At 65.5% G+C, this 16,876-nt stretch carries 14 protein-coding genes; 2 read left to right on the top strand and 12 right to left on the bottom strand.

Annotation, left to right across the window (positions count from 1 at the left end; all coding sequences use genetic code 11):
- The 12 genes from DM995_RS15340 to DM995_RS15285 form a co-directional block, all read right to left on the bottom strand.
- Nucleotides 1-1,382 (bottom strand): peptidoglycan D,D-transpeptidase FtsI family protein (locus DM995_RS15340; RefSeq protein ID WP_232824428.1); only part of this gene is annotated, 1,382 nt, incomplete at its 3' end.
- A complete protein-coding gene (locus DM995_RS15335; protein WP_023836693.1) occupies nucleotides 1,379-1,975 on the bottom strand; it encodes a hypothetical protein in 597 nt (198 codons plus the stop codon). The genes DM995_RS15340 and DM995_RS15335, both read right to left, overlap by 4 nt.
- Nucleotides 1,972-2,964: a 16S rRNA (cytosine(1402)-N(4))-methyltransferase RsmH gene (rsmH, locus tag DM995_RS15330; protein ID WP_116969977.1), complete on the bottom strand. Its 993-nt coding sequence runs from the start codon at nucleotides 2,962-2,964 to the stop codon at nucleotides 1,972-1,974. Before rsmH ends, DM995_RS15335 begins: the two co-directional genes overlap by 4 nt.
- On the bottom strand, nucleotides 2,964-3,425 hold the full coding sequence (locus tag DM995_RS15325) for a division/cell wall cluster transcriptional repressor MraZ (RefSeq protein WP_023836695.1): 462 nt from the start codon (nucleotides 3,423-3,425) through the stop codon (nucleotides 2,964-2,966). The genes rsmH and DM995_RS15325 overlap by 1 nt, the downstream gene beginning before the upstream one ends.
- Before the next feature lie 329 nt (nucleotides 3,426-3,754).
- Nucleotides 3,755-4,531: a Gldg family protein gene (locus DM995_RS15320; protein WP_116969976.1), complete on the bottom strand. Its 777-nt coding sequence runs from the start codon at nucleotides 4,529-4,531 to the stop codon at nucleotides 3,755-3,757.
- Nucleotides 4,531-4,887 (bottom strand): hypothetical protein, encoded by a 357-nt coding sequence (locus DM995_RS15315; RefSeq protein WP_116969975.1) that lies wholly within the window; start codon nucleotides 4,885-4,887, stop codon nucleotides 4,531-4,533. The genes DM995_RS15320 and DM995_RS15315 overlap by 1 nt, the downstream gene beginning before the upstream one ends.
- A 15-nt stretch (nucleotides 4,888-4,902) precedes the next feature.
- On the bottom strand, nucleotides 4,903-5,892 hold the full coding sequence (locus DM995_RS15310) for a cysteine synthase A (protein ID WP_023836698.1): 990 nt from the start codon (nucleotides 5,890-5,892) through the stop codon (nucleotides 4,903-4,905).
- Between the two features lie 86 nt (nucleotides 5,893-5,978).
- Nucleotides 5,979-8,144, bottom strand: coding sequence for a M3 family metallopeptidase (locus tag DM995_RS15305; RefSeq protein ID WP_116969974.1), 2,166 nt, complete (start codon nucleotides 8,142-8,144; stop codon nucleotides 5,979-5,981).
- 116 nt (nucleotides 8,145-8,260) lie between these two features.
- Nucleotides 8,261-9,109: a phosphodiesterase gene (locus tag DM995_RS15300; RefSeq protein WP_023836700.1), complete on the bottom strand. Its 849-nt coding sequence runs from the start codon at nucleotides 9,107-9,109 to the stop codon at nucleotides 8,261-8,263.
- 44 nt (nucleotides 9,110-9,153) lie between these two features.
- Nucleotides 9,154-11,025, bottom strand: coding sequence for a cytochrome c3 family protein (locus tag DM995_RS15295; RefSeq protein WP_116969973.1), 1,872 nt, complete (start codon nucleotides 11,023-11,025; stop codon nucleotides 9,154-9,156).
- A gap of 47 nt (nucleotides 11,026-11,072) precedes the next feature.
- Nucleotides 11,073-11,984 (bottom strand): hypothetical protein, encoded by a 912-nt coding sequence (locus DM995_RS15290; RefSeq protein ID WP_116969972.1) that lies wholly within the window; start codon nucleotides 11,982-11,984, stop codon nucleotides 11,073-11,075.
- A gap of 2 nt (nucleotides 11,985-11,986) precedes the next feature.
- Nucleotides 11,987-14,542 carry a cyclic nucleotide-binding domain-containing protein gene (locus DM995_RS15285; RefSeq protein ID WP_116969971.1) on the bottom strand — a complete coding sequence of 852 codons (2,556 nt, stop codon included), beginning with the start codon at nucleotides 14,540-14,542 and terminating at the stop codon, nucleotides 11,987-11,989.
- 263 nt (nucleotides 14,543-14,805) lie between these two features.
- Here DM995_RS15285 and DM995_RS15280 point away from each other — a divergent pair, with 263 nt between their 5' ends.
- Together DM995_RS15280 and DM995_RS15275 are read left to right on the top strand one after the other, a co-directional pair.
- Complete coding sequence (locus DM995_RS15280; protein ID WP_116969970.1) at nucleotides 14,806-15,822, top strand: tetratricopeptide repeat protein; 1,017 nt, start codon at nucleotides 14,806-14,808, stop codon at nucleotides 15,820-15,822.
- Nucleotides 15,823-16,026: 204 nt separating this feature from the next.
- On the top strand, nucleotides 16,027-16,779 hold the full coding sequence (locus DM995_RS15275; RefSeq protein ID WP_023836705.1) for a LuxR family transcriptional regulator: 753 nt from the start codon (nucleotides 16,027-16,029) through the stop codon (nucleotides 16,777-16,779).
- Nucleotides 16,780-16,876: the final 97 nt, after the last annotated feature.

The following is a 16,876-nucleotide window of genomic DNA, read 5'->3' as shown; positions in this document are numbered from 1 at the left end:
AAACCGGGGGCCTCGGCCTTGCGACCGGTGCCGTCGCGCACGATCATGCGCAGCAGCTGGTTCATCCGCGCGCTGGTCGAGGCCTTGAACACGCGCTCGCCGCGCGGCACGTCCGCGGGATTGAGCTTGAGCAGCGTCGCCGGGCGGTATAGGCCGCCATTGACCATCGCGGCATAGGCCGAAGCGAGGTGCAGCGGGGTCACCGCGATGCCATGGCCATAGGCGACCGTCATGTTGGTGAGGCGGCCCCATTGCGCTGGCCAGAGCGGCTTGGCGCGTTCGCGCAGGTTGATATCGGCCTGGCGATCGAAATGCAGCTTGCGCATCACCGCCTGCAACCGCTCGGGTCCCAGCTCGTCGGCAATCTGCGCGGTGACGATGTTCGAGCTGTGCACCAGCGTCTCGGGCACGTTGAGCCAGCGACCCGACGAGTGCGAATCGCGGATCTGGAAACCGGCGACCTTGAGCGGGCGGCTGGCATCGTAGCGGCGCGACAGGTTGGTCACGGTGCCCGCGTCGATCGCGGCGGCGACGGTCAGCGGCTTGAACGTCGAACCCAGCTCGAAGAAGCGATAGGTGACCTGGTTCGCCTCGAACGCGACGCTGTTGGCGTTGAACTGGTTGGGGTTGAAGCTGGGCAGCGAGGTCATCGCCATCACCTCGCCCGTCTCCACATCGAGCACGATCCCGGCGGCGGCCTTGGCATCATAAGCCTTCATGCCCTTGCCGAGCTCGTCCTCCAGCGCCGCCTGGACGCGGATGTCGATCGACAGTGCCGACGGGGTGAGCCGCTTCTTCGGATCGATCAACTCGGCGTCCATCGCGCGCTCCATGCCCGACACGCCATGGCCATCGGGATGGACATAGCCGAGCACGTGCGCCGCGAGCTGCAGCTGCGGATAGAAGCGCTCCTTCTCGCGCGGGAATTCGATGCCGACCTCACCCAGCGCGTGGACGCGGTTGACCTCTTCGGGGATCGCGCGGTGGCGCAGATAGGTGGGCTTGGTCCGGCTGAGCAGCTTGAGAAAGCGCTCCTCGGACGTGTCGGGGAAGATTTCGGCCAGCTTGCCGGCCAGCACCTTGCGGTCGCCGATCAGCTTGGATGGCACCACGCGGATGGCATAGCCGTCGATCGTGCGCGCCAGCGGCACGCCGTTGCGGTCGACGATATCGCCCCGGCCCGGATCGACCAGCGCGCCGCGCGTCGCGGCCTGGGCCTGCTCGCCGAACACGCCGATAAAGGTGAGCCGAAGCAGGATCGCGCCAGCGCCCAGCCCGAAAAGCGCGAGCACCGCCACCAGACGGACCTGGGCGGTGAGCGTGAGATGCTGGCGCTTGCTGGCCAGACGGACCCTGTGACTTCCGGATGCAAGCGCGGTCATTGACCCCCCGTTTTCTTCAGTTCGGCATCGGCCTGTTTGTTGATGCGGTCGAGCAGCCGGTCATCGAGCAGGCGGCGGCCGGCGCCTTTTTCCTCGCCCGCCTTGGCCGCTTTCGGCGCGGTGGCCGATGTCGCGGCGCGAGCGGGGCTGATGATCGCGACGCTGGCCGAGACCGAGAGCGGCTCGGGCGTCTTGATGGTGTTGGCGGCCAGTTCGGACGGCTTGATCGCCTGGGGCTCGGCCTGCGGCTTGATCGTCATCGCGGCGACACGCACCGGCTGGTCGAGCGGCTTGTCGATCTCGCCCAGATTGGCGAGCTCGCGCTCGCCATCGAGATATTGCGCGGCGCTGGGGGCCTCATAGCCATATTCCAGGTCGTTCCACATCGCGAGCTGGGCGAGGCTGGCGCGGGTGGCGAATTCGGTTTCGAGATAGCGGATTTCGGCGCGGGTGCGCAGGATGTCGCGCTCGGTGCGCGTGAGGTCGCTGCGCAGCGTCGCGACGCTGAGCGACAGCGGATAGAGCGCGATCGCGACGATGAAGATCAGCGCGATCCAGCCGATGGTCTTGAGGCGCTTGACGGCAAGGATCATGCTGCCTGCCTTTCCGCATCATCATGCGTGCCCCAGGCCGGGGCATCGCTACGGACCGCGACCCGCAAGGTGGCCGAACGCGCGCGGGGGTTACGCGCGCATTCGGCCTCGCCCGCCCGGGTCGGTCTGGCGGGTTTTTCGAAACTGGGAGCCCGGCGCTGGCCGGGATGGTCGGGAAGATGGCGCGAGCCTGCGCCCTCGCTGCCGCTGCGCGCCTTGAGGAAGCGCTTGACGATGCGGTCTTCCAGGCTGTGGAAGCTGACGACGGCAAGGCGACCGCCGGGTGCGAGCATCGCCTCGGCCGCGACCAGCCCTTCGCGCAGCTCGTCCAGCTCTCCGTTCACATGGATGCGGATCGCCTGGAAGGTGCGCGTCGCGGGGTCCTTCGGCGCGCCGGGGCGATAGCCCAGAGCCTTGCGCACCACCGTCGCCAGCTCGAGCGTCCTCTGCAACGGACGGGCGGCAACGATGGCGCGGGCGATCCGGCGCGACTGGCGCTCCTCGCCATACAAGTAGAGAATGTCGGCAATATCGCCTTCGTCGGCGGTGTTGACGAAATCGGCGGCGCTCAGGCCATCCTGGCCCATGCGCATGTCGAGCGGGCCGTCGGACTGGAACGAGAAGCCGCGCTCGGCCTGGTCGAGCTGCATCGACGAGACGCCGATATCGAAGACGATGCCATCGACCTGGACGACGCCCGCCGCGCGCAGCATCTGCGCCAGCTGCGAGAAACGCCCGGCATGGAAGACGAAGCGCCCTTCGCTCTGCGCTGCCAGTTCCGCGCCGGTGGCCGCCGCATCGGGGTCGCGGTCGAAGCCGTGCACGCTCGCGCCCGCCGCGAGCATCGCGCGGCTGTATCCGCCCGCGCCGAAGGTCGCATCGACATGCACTTCGCCCGGCGCGATCGCCAGGCCTTCGAGAACCTCGTCGAGCAGCACCGGGATGTGCGGAGCGGACGGGGCCAGCGCGGGGGTTTGAGCAGCGGCCATCAACGCTTGCCCCCCAGCTCTTCCATCAGGAAGCGCGCATTGAACTGCTGCGAGGCGAGGCGCGGGTCGTCGAGCGACATCAGGTGCTCGTAGCCCCAGACGCTGAAATCGGTGCCGTTGCCGCTGAAGAACACGTGCTTTTCGATCCTGGCCATCGCGACCAGCATCTTGGGCAGGATCAGGCGGCCGCTGCCGTCGAAGCTGATCGTCGCGGTGCTGTTGAACCGCGGTCCGCCGAACAGTTCGGTGCGGAATTCCTCGCCGGTTTCGTTGGCGATCTGCTCGCGGCGGCGCATCTGCTCGATCAGCGCCTTGAGCCGCTCGGTGCCATAGCCCTGCAGGCACTGGCCCTGCGCATTGAACGAGAAGACGACCGCGCTTTCGCCGTCGGAATTGGCGATGATGGGATTGCGGAAGGCAGCCGGGATGGCCATCCGCCCCTTGGGGTCGATGGTGGTCAATGCAGAACCAAGAAAGGCACTGATTTCCGCCACTTGGTCGATTCACCCCTTATGTCCGCGCCCTTGCGTATCCCTTTGCCCGGGGGTGCTCGCCTCATCCTGCCCGACCTGCAATCGACCGCTCCCGCCGCATGGCGGGCAAAGTCCTGAGGCCCCCACGCCGCGCAGGCGCCGCAGGTCGGCAAGGAATCAAAGATGGTTGAACCCCGAGTAAGGAGTTCATAACAAGGGATAGCTGGGGATGAAAGGGGTTTTTTGGGTTTAGAGCGGTAACATTGGGGGCAATGTTCCATATTTGGGGTGAACCGATAACCCCCTTGAGCCAGCCATCATCCGCTCTCCTCCTGCGTCAATTCGCTCAGAAGATCGCGGACGAAGCGCCGGTTGGCGGGGCCGGATTGCGCCGGGTTTTCGAGGATTTCGGGATCGAGCAGATCAGCATCGGCGACGATCACCGCGCGCCCCTGGCCGACCCGGCAGCGGGCGACCGCCGCAACGGAATCGATCCGGCAAAGGCCGTCCCCAGATTTCCCCTGCAAAACCGCAAATTGCCCGGGATGAACCAGTAACACGCCCGATTTACCCAGCCGGACCGATTCGATTCCGGGGTTCTGCAGCTCCAGTCCCCAATAGGCGAGCAGCGGCGATATCAGCGACGAGCGCAGCGGGCCGCGCGGATCGGCGAGTCCGATGCCATGTGGCCAGTCGAGCTGCGGATCGGCAAACAGCAGCAGCCTGCCGCCCGAGCGGACATGATCGTCAAGCGCGACCAGTTCTGCGGGCGCGAACGCGCGCGGCTGGACGAGGATGACGAGCCGCACGCCCTCGAGCGCGGCGGCATCGAGCGCATCGGGCAGTATCAGATCATGCGCTGCGGCCAGCGCCTCGTGGAGCGGGTGCGGTTCGGCCTGGCCCGCGATGACGCCCGCCATATCGACGCCTGCACCATAGACCAGCGGCAGGCTGCTCATCAGCACAACCTTCTGGCGCGGCATATCGGGAAGGATCGCTGCAACAGCCGCGCCCTGTTCCGGCTGTTCGGACGCAGCCGGAGCGCACGCCGCCGCCGCGAGGCTTGCGGCGACCAGCGCAAGGCCAGCGCGCATCACTGTTGGGGCTGGCTGGGCGAACCCGATTGCGGGGCGTTCTGCAGTTCGCCGACCACCGGCGTCTGGCCGCCCGCGCTGTGCTGCGTGCCTTCGGCCGGAAGATCGGGCACCACGCCCAGATCGACCAGCGGCTCGCTGGCGGCCGGGGCCTGCACGACGGGTGGCGCGGTGGTCGTCGCGACGCCCGGCTCGGTGACGCTTGCGCTTTCGGCAGGCGCTTCGCTCGCCGCGCGCTGCAACAGCATGTCGGCGAGCGCGACCATCACCAGCACGGCGAAGATGCCGCCGATGCCGATCTGCAATCGGTGCATCAGGGGATTGCCCCCGACATTACGGGCTTTTTCAGCGACCATGCGCGGCAATATAGGTCAATCGGCCAGCCAGGGGAAGACGGGCAATCCCTTCGCGCGCAGCCATTCGGGATTGTACAGCGTCGACAGATAGCGGAATCCGGTATCGCAAAGGATCGTCACCACGCGCGATCCCGGGCCGAGCGTCCGGCCCAGTTCGACCGCGCCTGCGACATTGATGCCCGAGGACAGGCCGAGGCACAGCCCCTCTTCCTTGAGCAGCCGCTGCACCCAGTAGAGGCCGACCTCGTCCGAAATGCGGAACTGCGTGTCGATCGGCGCATCCTCGAGATTGCCGGTGATCCGTCCCTGACCGATCCCTTCGGCGACCGACGAGCCTTCGGCCTTGAGCTCGCCATTGGCATAATAGTTGAACAGCGCCGCGCCGTGCGGATCGGTGAGCGCGATCGTGACATTGGGGTCGTGCGCCTTGAGCCCCATGCCGACGCCCGCGATCGTCCCGCCGGTGCCCGCGGCGCAGGTAAAGCCGTCGATCCGGCCTTCCATTTGCGCCCAGATTTCCTCTGCCGTGCCTTCGATATGCGCGCGGCGATTGGCAATATTGTCGAACTGCTGCGCCCAGACCGCGCCGGGCGTCTCTTCCGCCAGGCGGCGCGAGGTGTGCACGAAATGGCCGGGATTGGCATAGGGCGCCGCCGGGACGAGCACGAGTTCCGCCCCCAGCGCGCGCAGCGTGTCCATCTTCTCCTTGGACTGGGTCTCGGGCATGACGATGATCGTCTTGTAGCCCCTGGCATTGGCGACCAGCGCGATGCCGATGCCGGTATTGCCCGCCGTGCCCTCGACGATCGTGCCGCCGGGCTGCAAGGTCCCGCGCTCCTCGGCATCGCGTACGATATAGAGCGCCGCGCGGTCCTTCACCGAAGCGCCGGGATTGGCATATTCGCACTTGCCGTAGATGTCGCAGCCCGCCGCCTCGCTCGGGCCTTGGAGCCGCACCAGCGGAGTGTTGCCAATCAGGTCGAGCGTGGTCGGTGCAATGGTCATCGCCGCTAGATAGCCATGGGGCCAGCATGCGGCAAGGTGGGAGGGAGCGAAGCCGCACCGATGCGCCTCGCCCCCTCACCTGCCGCTCAGTCGCGGTCAGCCGCCGCAGCACCCGCGCCGGTCACCGGGAAGCCGCGCCGCTTGAGCAGCGCATTGACGTCCGGATCGCGGCCGCGGAATGCCCGATAGGCCTCGACCCGCTCGGTCTCGTTGCCCGTGGACAGCAGCGTCTTGCGGAACCGGTCGGCAATCTCGCGGTTCCACACATCGCCCGATTCCTCGAACGCGGCCCAGGTGTCGGCGTCCATCGTTTCCGACCAGAGATAGCTGTAATAGCCGGCCGAATAGCTGTCGGACGAGAACAGGTGCCCGAATTGCGGCAGCCGATGGCGCATCACCAGCTCGCTCGGCATGCCGAGTTCGGCCAGCGTCGCCTTTTCGAACGCGCGCGGATCGGCGACCGGATCGGTTCGGTAATGCAGCTTCATGTCGACGATCGCCGACGACAGATACTCGACCGTCGAGAAGCCCTGGTTGAAGGTCTCGCTCGCATTGATCTTCTGCACCAGCGCCTCGGGGATCGGCTCGCCCGTCTTGTAGTGGGTCGCGTAGGTCTTGAGGATATAGGGCGTCAGCAGCCAGTTCTCGTTCACCTGGCTGGGATATTCGACGAAATCGCGCGGCGTGCCGCGCAGCCCCGGATATTCGACATCGGTGAGCAGCGCGTGCAGCGCATGGCCGAACTCGTGGAACAGGGTCGAGGCATCGTCGAGGCTGATCAGCGCGACCTCGCCCGGCGCGGGCTTGACGAAATTGTTGTTGTTCGCCGACAGCACGTTGCGATCGCCACCGAGCCGCTGCTGCGCGCGATAGGTGGTCGCCCAGGCGCCCGAGCGCTTGCCGGTACGGGCATAGGCATCCATGTAGAACAGCCCGACATTCTCGCCCGTCCGCTTGTTGGTGACGACATAGGTGGTGACGTCGGGATGGAAGACCGGAACCTCGCCGGTATTCTCCTTGAACTCCAGATCATAGAGCTTGCCCGCGGCATCGAACATGCCCGCAATCATCTTGTTCAGCTGGAAATAGGGTTTGATCTCGTTCTGATCGAGATCGTATTTCGCCTTGCGCACCTTCTCGGCATAGAAGCGATAGTCCCAGGGCTCGATCTTCAGCCCCGCGCCCTCGGCATCGGCCACCGCCTGCATGTCGGCGACTTCCTGTTTCACGCGGGCGACGGCGGCGGGCCAGACCTTCATCATCAGGTCCATCGCGCGCTCGGGATCCTTCGCCATCGTGTCGTCCATGCGCAGATGCGCGTGCGTCTTGAAGCCGAGCAATTGCGCGCGCTGCTGGCGCAGCTTTAGGATCTCCGCGATCGTGGCATTGGTGTCATTGGCATCGCCATTGTCGCCGCGCATGACATAGGAGCGCCAGACCTTCTCGCGCAGCGCGCGGTTGGTCGCGTTTTCGAGCACCGGCTGCATTACCGAACGGGTGTTGACCAGCACCCAGCCGGCCACCTTGCGCTCATCGGCAGCGGCCTTGAGCGAGGCGATGAAGCTGTCCGACAATCCCGCCAGCTCGGCCTGGTCGGTGACGGTGATGTACTTTTCCTCGTCGGCCTGCAGCTTTTCGTTGAAGGTCGAATAGAGCCCCGCAAGCTGGCCGTTGACCGCGATCAGCTGCGCCTTGGCGGCATCGTCGAGCAGCGCCCCGCCGCGCACCAGCGCGTCATAATCGCGCTCGACCAGCCGCTTCTGCTGGGCATTCAGGCCGAGCGAGTCGCGGCGGTCATAGACCGACTTGATCCGCTTGAGGATGCGCGGATCGAGCGTCAGCTCGTTGTAGAACTTGCTGATCTTCGGCGCCCATTCGGCCTGGAGCGCGCGCACCCGCTTGTCGGCGAGATTGCTGGTATAGACGCCCCACATCGCGAACACGCGGTCCATGTCGTCGCCCGCCATCTCGAGCGCGAGATTGGTGTTCTGGAAATCGGGCGCGGCCGGGTTGGTCGCCACCGCTTCGAATTCGGCCTTGAGCTTGTCCATCGCCGTCTGGATCGCCAGCGGGAAGGATTCGGTGCTCACCCGGTCCCAGGGCGGAACCCCCTCATAAGGACCGGTCCAGGGTTGATGGATCAGCCTGGCCTGCGCCTCGGTCGACACGGGCGTTGCCGCCTGTGCCCATGCCGGGGCCGCCGCGCCCATTGCGAGTGCCGATGCTGCCATCAGCAAAACCGTCTTCATCATGCCTTGTCCTTCGCATCCGTCCGCGCGCCCTGGGCTGCGCGGTCACGCTCCCCCGCCCTGGGGGCGTGTTCGCATGTCATCGAGGAAAAGGCCAGTGCCGCCGCGCGGTCAGCAGATCAGGCAGGCCGCTCGGCCAGCAGGCTGCGCACCAGCGGCTGCATCTTCTCGTCGAAACGCGCCAGCATCACATGCTCGTCGGCGGTCTCGTAATGCGTGATCAGCTCGCGGCCGTTCCACCAGTGCAGCGCAAAGGCGGGCGGATCGGCGATGATCATGTTGCGGCCGTCGGGCCGGTCGGGATCGATCGGCGCGAGTTCGAGCGCCACCTGCGGCGCGCTCGACGGGCAGATCGCGACCGGAAAGCCGTTCCACTGGCTGACGATCGCGCGGTGGACATGGCCGCAGACCATGCCGATGACATTGGGCCGGTTGGCCAGGCATCCGCGCAGCCGCTCCACCCAGGGCTCCTCGGGATGCGTGTTCATCCATTCGATGCCCACCTCGATCGGCGGGTGATGCTGGACGATCAGCGTCGGGCGATCGGTCTGTTCGGCGAGCCTCGCGCGCAGCCATTCGGCGCGAACCTCGCAGAACGCCCCGCCATGCCGCCCCTGTTCGAGCGTATCGAGCACGAGCAGCCGGATCGGCCCCGCATCGACCTCGTACTGCACGAAGCCGTCGGCCATCGGCACATCGGGGAATTGCGCGGCGAAGGTGTCGCGCTGGTCGTGATTGCCCATGCACATATAGACCGGAAACGGACAGACCGAGAGCGCATTGCGGAGCCGCCGATAGCTGTCCTCATCCCCCCGGTCGATCAGATCGCCGGTGGCGAGCAGCAGATCGGGCACAGGGTCCAGATCGCGCAGCATCGCGATGATCTGGTCCAACCGCTTGCGATTGAATTCGGCGGGGTTATCCGGATCGAAGCCCAGATGGATATCGGTGATCTGAGCTATCAGCATTCTGCGACCCGGTCCCTTGTTGTTTGTTGCGATGGGAGAGGCGCCTATCGTCGCAGTCGCGCCGCTGCCCCGCCTGGATGCGCCATGGAGGCCGTAATCTCTGGCCGCTTCTTCTTCTTGTCTTGCTCGCGAAGCAGCCATGGCGCCCCCTTGTCGGCATGGTAATCGTGGCACATTGCACAGGTCGATTCGACCGGTTTCTTCACCTTGATCAGCGAAGCGCCAGTCTCTCCGACATGACAGGTCCGGCAATCCTTGATTCCGGGCAGTAACAGGTCGGATGCGTCGCTCGACTTTTCGGCGAGATGGCAGCTGGTGCATTCTTCCTTGTCGTGCGCATCATGCGTGAACCAGCCCTTCTGCATGTAACGGCTGGTCTGCGCGACCGGAGCGATGCGGAAATCGAGCCCGCCCGATCCCGAGGGCGGCACGACGACATGGCAGTCATAGCAGGCGCCGCCGCGGCTGAAGACCTGACGGATCGCCTGATCGGCCCGGCCGCCGCGGAAATTCACCGCGCGCGCATAGTCCGCTGCCGTCCGGCGCGAGTTCACGACGCCCGGCCGCTGGCGCGCCAGGCTGCCCAGGTTGATCGGGCGCGCGGGCGGGGTCGAGCGGTAGAAGGCGCGCAGGTCCGCCTTGACCTGTTCGGGCTGGCCGTGGCGCAGCGTGCGATAGGTATCGCCGATCTTGTCGAAGGCGAGGCTGTGGCACATCGCACAGCTCTTCTCCATGTCGACCGCGACAAAGCCGACATTGTTCTTGTCCGGCTCGTGACAATCCTTGCACTCGAGCGCGTCGCCAAAGCCGTATTTGGCGCTGAGCCGCCGCCCCATCTGCGCGACGCCGTTGGTCTTGCTCAGATGCATGTCGTGCGGGAACTTGAGGCCGTTATTCTCTTTGGGCTTGCGGTCGAGCGAGATGCGCTTGCGCGGGGCCTTGGCATCGTCGCCGACCAGCGGACGCACCAGCACCGCCGCCTGGAACTGCGGATGGGCCTTGCCGAAATCGGCGGCATTTCCGAGTTTGGTGTCGGTCAAGCGCGTGTTCATCCCGTCATGACATTCCGCACAGAAGCGTTGCTGAGTCGGTTCCATAGCACCGGCCCCCTCATGCTCGGTGTGACATTCGACACAGCGTCCCGCTGGTTTGTTGAAACTGGCCGCAACGAATCGGGTGAAGGCGGCAAATCCGGTGGGGTCGCCGCGCGCATCGAGCTGTCGCGCCATCGGTGCGTGCGGCCCGGCATCCTTCTGGTGGCAGGTCATGCAGGCATTGTCGCGGACGGACACGAACGCATCGACATGGCACGACTGGCAATCATCCTTGAGCGTCTTGTGCGCCAGGCTGAGCTTGCCCGAAGACCACATGGTGTCGGCATGGAAGCCGTCGGGCCTCGAAATTTTTTCCTTGTAGGCCAAGTCCTTGTAGCTCGACCAGGTATAGATCGGCCAGGCGAGGCACGCGATCAGCACCAGCAGGGCAAAGCCCCAGGCGCTCATCCGCTTGCCGGGCAGCAGCCCCTTCAGCGAATAGATCGCCGCCTCGTCCTTGTCCTCGGCGCTGTCCGATACCGCCTCGACGCGGCGAACCGTCAGCGTGATCGCATCGCCTTCGGTGCCCAGCGCGATGATATGGCCGCCAAAACGCAGTTCGGCGCCGCGCGTGATATCGATGGTGGTTGATTCGACGCTGCGGCCATCGACATCGAAGGGCTGCGCCGATTCGGCGGTAACGATCAGGTCGCCGCCGCGCCGCACCATCTTGGCGTGAACCGGGTTCACCGCCAGGTCGGGCAGATGCACGCCATTGCTGGCGTTGCGGCCGATGAAAATCTCCTCGCCCGCCACCTCGGTCTGGCGGACGATCTCGCTGCCATCTGCCTTCAAGGCCACCTGGCGGACGATAAACATCATTCAACTGCCCCCAACACTTGCCGACACCCCGCCCCCGGGACTTTGGATCACCAGTAGAAAAACACGCTGACAATATGCGCCGACAGCGCGGCGAGCAGCGCGAACGTCATCGGCACATGGACATAGAGCCAGACCTGCAGCAGCGCCTTGATCTGCAGATGCTTGCGCAGCCGCGCCAATGTCGATTCCTTGCGCTGCAAGAGCCCATCGACCTTGTCGAGCGGGTCGTCGCCCATGCGCGGCTGATAGGCGCGCATCCGGCGCAGCTCGGCGATGGCAGCGCGTGTCTCGCAGCCCGAATAGCTGTTGGTGATGCGCTGGAAGAAATTGCCGGCAAACGGGTCCTGCTCGAGCGAGGCCTGGACCAGCGCGGCCTGTGACGGGTCGAGCGGCTGGCCGGCATCGTGCAGCTGGCGGTCGAGCGAGCGCAGCTGCTCGATCATCATCTTTTCGGTGACGGCTCCATCCGAATCGGCGCGGTTGCTCGACAGATTGTCGGGCAGCGTCGCGTAGAAATAGATGCCGACAATGCCCGAGATGATCACGATCATCATCAGCGACCAGGCCAGCGTGTGCACGTTCCAGCCGAGCTGGAAGCCGGTGTGCAGCGTGCCGATGACGATCAGGCTGAGGCCGAGATAGACATGCGCGCTGGTCCAGGCCTTGAGCGACCAGCCCCCCGGCGTGATCGCGCGCTTGCGCAGGCCCAGGCAGGTCAGCCACAGGATCAGCAACGCGCCGATGGTGCCCAGGGTATAGCCGTACCACGATCCGCCATTGTGCCGCGGCTGCACGTCGACCAGGAAATAGCTGACGAGGCACGTGATGCTGAGCACCGTCGCGATCTTCATCCAGCGGAAATTCTTGTGGCGAAGAAAGCCGTCATGCATCGAATTGCGCTGGCGGCCGGTGGTCTTCTTGCGCACGGCGGGTGCGGCGGTTTGCGCCTGGCTGGCCATGGTCAAGCCTCCTCCTGCTCGAGCCGCGCGACGGTCAGGAACTCGTCCGGCGCAACGCGGATCGCCGCACCCGTCGGGCAGGCGCGCACGCAGCTGGGGCCACCCTCGATCCCGGCGCACATGTCGCACTTGATCGCCTTTTTGGGCTTCTCGACGCTGTGGTCGCTATGGGCATAGGCCCATTTCTTGCTCGGCTCGCCGGGTCCCGGGCCGAAGCCGAAGAACAGCCACGAGAGCAGGCTCGGCTTCTTGGGCGGCACCTTGTCCATGCGGATCACGCCATAGGGGCAGTTGCGCTGGCAGTTGCCGCAGCCGATGCACGTGTCGTTGATATAGACCTCGCCATCGGGCCCGCGGTTGATCGCGTTCGGGGGGCAATCGGCCATGCAGTGCGGATGCTCGCAATGGCGGCAGCTGGTCGGCACGTGGAGGTGCGCATAGGTGCGCCCCGCCTCGCGGTCGAGCCGCGACAGACCGTCATGGCTGTCCGCGCACGCCTTTTCGCAATTGTCGCAGCCCACGCACAGCGTCTCGTCGATCAGCAGCACGTCGGTCGCCTCGCCGATGCCGTTTTCGACCAGGAAGTTGGCGACGCCCGAATACATGTCGACCACGCCCGAGAAGCTGTCCTTCTTCGCCTCGATAAAGGCGTTGATGTCCTGACGGCTGGCCATGTCGCGCTTGGCGCGCTTCAAGAGTTCGGGATTGGCCTCGAGCACCTTCTTGAAGGCGTCGCCGTCGATCTGGATGACCTCGGACTTGATCGCCGCCTTGACCGTGGCGGTACGCCTGCCGCCCGCGATCAGCGCCATTTCGCCGACATAGGAGCCGGCAGGCAGGTACGAGAGGAAGACCGGCTTTCCACCTATCTCCTTCTCGACGATCATCGATCCGACCCGGATCACGTAAATCTCGTTGCCCTCGTCGCCTTCCTTGAGGATCGCTTCGCCCGGCCGGACCTGGCGGATCTTGCTGGTATCGACGACCTCGCGAATGTCCTCGGGCTTGAGGCCGGAGCCGAACATCTGGAGGAGCAGGCGTTCGGTCGAGATGCGCTCGATCGCCTTTTTCGCGGTCGGCACCTGGCTCTGCAGCTTGAGCGCGGCGTTGCGCGAGATTTCGACGCAGATGGTATCTTCCGCAGCGACCACGGTCGCGCCGCGACGGCGCCCCGAGATCAGGCCGACCTCGCCGAAGATCGAACCCTTGCCGATCGGTACCGTCTTCGACGTGTCATTGGGGTCGATCTGCACCGCGACCGAACCTTCGGCGATGGCGAACAGCGACGATCCGGGCGCGGCGCGCTCGAAGATCACATCGCCGCGGCGATAGAACCTGGCATCCGAATCGAGCATGAACTCGCGCATCTGCAAGGGGTTCATGCCGTTGAGGATGGTCACGTTCTCGCGCAGCAGGTCGAGCCATTCGGCGACCGACTTGCGGCCCGGCAGGTCCTTGAACTTGGCCTCGAGGATCGGCTCGTCCGCCGGCTTCAGCTCGGTATTGCCGTTGATGAACTCGATGACGTCATAGCCCTGGTTCATGCAGTGCTTGATCAGCGGGTAACCGGCGAGCGCGCCGATGACGAAGATGCTGGGCGCAGTCGATTCGAACACCGGCGACAGTTGCGGGAAGGCCAGGCGATCGGCGCTGGTGAACGCGATGCCGCATTCCTCGATGAACGCGCGCGGCGGTGCCGAGCCGATTCGCGCGATGATGCGGTCGCAGCGCACCCGCTCCTCGCCGTCGCGCGTGCTGAAGGTGATCCAGCCCGGCTCGATGCTGGCGGTATCGGTTTCGAAGCGGATCTGCAGCTTGCCCGCATTGCGATCGGCGAGCAGCGCCAGCGCATTGGCCTCCTTGGCGGTGGGGAAGGTTTCCTTGGGGCTCGGCGCTTCGGGTCCGCGGTTGACGATGGTGACGACATTGCCCTGCGCCGAATCCTCGGCCAGGCCGCGTGCATTCTCGATCCCGGCATCGCCCGCGCCGATGACCACGATATGCTCGTCGACATATTCGGTGGGGTCATCCAGCTGGTATTGCACATGCGGCAGATCGCCGCCGGGGCAGCGCATGCGGTTGGGATTGCCCTGCGTGCCGATGGCCAGCACCACATTCTCGGCGATGATCTTCTCGCCGTTGGTCAGCTCGATCTCATAGGGCGGGGCGTAGCGCTGGATCTCCTTTTTCGTCACCGATCCGTCGCGCGCGCGCTGCTCGATCACGTGCACGCTGCCCGCGATCGCGGGACCGGTGCCCTTGATCGCCTTGACCTCGGCATTGAACTTCACGTTGACGTTCAGTTCCTTGGTGCGCGCGTTCCACTTTTCCAGGATCGCCTCGCGCTTGCCCGCCTCGAACTCGTGGTCGGAGCGCAGGACCAGCTGCGATGGCGTCGCCATCACGTGCTTGCCCTTCTGGTATTTGTAGATGGTGTCGGAGAGGTGATCGGTCTTTTCGAGCAGGACATGGCTCATGCCGAGGCTCGCGGCGCGCGCAGCAGCGCTCTTGCCCGCCGGCCCCGACCCGATGATAGCAACGCGGTAGATCTCGCTCACTGGTTCGCGTCCCCCAAATGCGGACGCTCGCACGTCCGCGCTTGCCAGCAGACGTTGCCCGATCCGGCGCCCTGCAGCCCGATTTCTCCCCGATCGGTGCTGCTATCGCCAGATTGCCCCGCTGCCGCAAGAACTTGCCCAAAATTCGGTTGCGAACCCTATGGCGATATTTCTAGCAAAGAATGTGATCTTTACCACTTAGAAATTGGAAAATTTGGCGGATCGGCTAGCCTTCCACCCGGACGCGACAAAGAGACAGCCCGATGACCGAACTGCAGACCGATACCTCCTCTCCCTCTCCGGCGGCTGAAGCCCCCGCCCGCAGCGCCGGGGGTGGCTTCGGCCCCGGCAGGATCGTGCTGGCGATCGCCGCGCTGATCGCTGTAACCGCAGTGGGTTACAAGCTGTACAGCGATCAGGCGCCCACCGCCGCCGGGCCGGTCGCGCCGCTCAATGCGCAGGGTCAGCCCGCCTCGGTCAATGAGGTCATCACCCAGCTCGAGGCGCGGCTGCGCGACAATCCGAACGACGCCGAGGGGTGGCGGATGCTCGGCTGGAGCTATTTCGAGACCCAGCGCTTTGCCGAATCGGCCACCGCCATGCGCCGCGCGATCCAGCTGGCGCCGAAGAACAGCGAATATCATTCGATGCTGGGCGAGGCGCTGGTCATGGCCAGCAAGGACGAGGCGATCAGCCAGGATGCCCGCACCGCGTTCAAGCGCGCGATCGAGCTCGATCCCAAGGACGCCAGGGCGCGCTATTTCCTCGCCGCCGCCAAGGACATTGACGGCCAGCATGCCGAAGCGATCGAGGACTGGTTCGCGCTGCTCGCCGACACGCCCGCCGATGCCCCCTATGCCAAGGACATTCGCGACGTGATCCGCAATGTCGGCAAGGAACGCGGCATCGAGGTGGAAAAGCGCCTCGCCTCGGCCAAGTTCGCGCCGCCGACCGCCGGCTTCCGCACCGACGGCGTCGAAACCGCGACCGCCGCCATCCCCGGCCCGTCGCGCGACCAGATGGCCGCCGCCGCCGCCCTGCCCCAGGGCCAGCAGGACATGATGATCCAGCAGATGGTCGACGGCCTGGCCGACCGTCTGAAGCGCGAACCCGGCGATACCGATGGCTGGATCATGCTGCTGCGCAGCCGCATGCAGCTGGGCGAGACGGGCAAGGCCCAGGCGGCGCTGCGCGACGCCACGGCGGCCTTGAAGAACAAGGCCGCAGACCAGCGCAAGGTGCGCGAGGCCGCCGCCGCGCTCGGCGTGCCTGGAGCCTGAAACCAACGGGCTGGCAAGGCCGCGTTCGACCTCGTGCAGCCTCGGCAAAATTGATCCGATGTGGACCAATGTAACGGTTTAATCGTTGCGATCCGAACATAACGCCAATAGCTAGTCGAAAATCATTCGCAACTAACCGTGTTACTCGCAGGCAGATTTCTGGCATTGCGGGTATCCCTTGCCACCGGGATTTACACCAGGCTCATGCCGGAACTGGACCATGTCGAGCGCGCGTCGCAGGCCATCGAAGCCGCGCGAACGCTCGAGGAACTGCTGGAGATTACCGCACGCGCGGCAGCGCCTTTCGGTTTTGCCCATGCGGCGCTTGCGCGCCATGTCCATGTACAGTCGGGTCTGATGGAACCCGAGATGGTGACCAACTATCCCAAGGCCTGGCACGACCTGTTCGAACGGCGCGATTATGGCCTCACCAGCCCGGTTCTGGCAGCGTGCCAGCGCCGCGGCGGTGCGATCCGCTGGACGGAACTTGAAACCATCATCCCGCTCACCCGCATCCAGCGCGAATATCTGGACGAGATGCGCAAGCTGGGCCTCAATTCGGGCTGCACCATCGCCGGGCACATGCCCGACCGGCCGACCATTTCGGTGCATTTCGTGGTGGGCGGAGGTGAGCCGCTCGAGTCCCGGCCGTTCATGCTCGCCATCCTTCTCGGCATCGCAGCGGGGCAGCAGGCGCGCACGCTCTGGCAATCGCAGCTTCCGCAAGCGAACGTCACCGCCGACGAGCGCCTGTCGCCGCGCCAGGTCGATTGCATCAAGCTGGTGGCACGCGGCATGACCAGCTGGGAAATCGCCGCCGTGCTCGGGATTTCGGACCAGACGGTGAGCGAATATCTGACCGACGCGCGCCGCCGTCTGGGGGTGTCCAACCGCGCGCAGCTGGTGCTCAAGTCTCTGAAACTGGGCTATTTCACGCTCGACGACGTCACCGAATAGCCGCTGAACGGGCATCGGCCTGTACGATCGTCCAGCTTGATCGGCAGCGCCCCGACCGGCGAAAAGCACCGCGCCGGTGGGGCGCATCGCCGCGCCG

This window comes from Blastomonas sp. UPD001 (assembly GCF_003426715.1).
In the GTDB taxonomy this organism is placed as follows: Bacteria; Pseudomonadota; Alphaproteobacteria; order Sphingomonadales; family Sphingomonadaceae; genus Blastomonas.
This window is presented reverse-complemented; position numbering and strand designations above follow the sequence as displayed.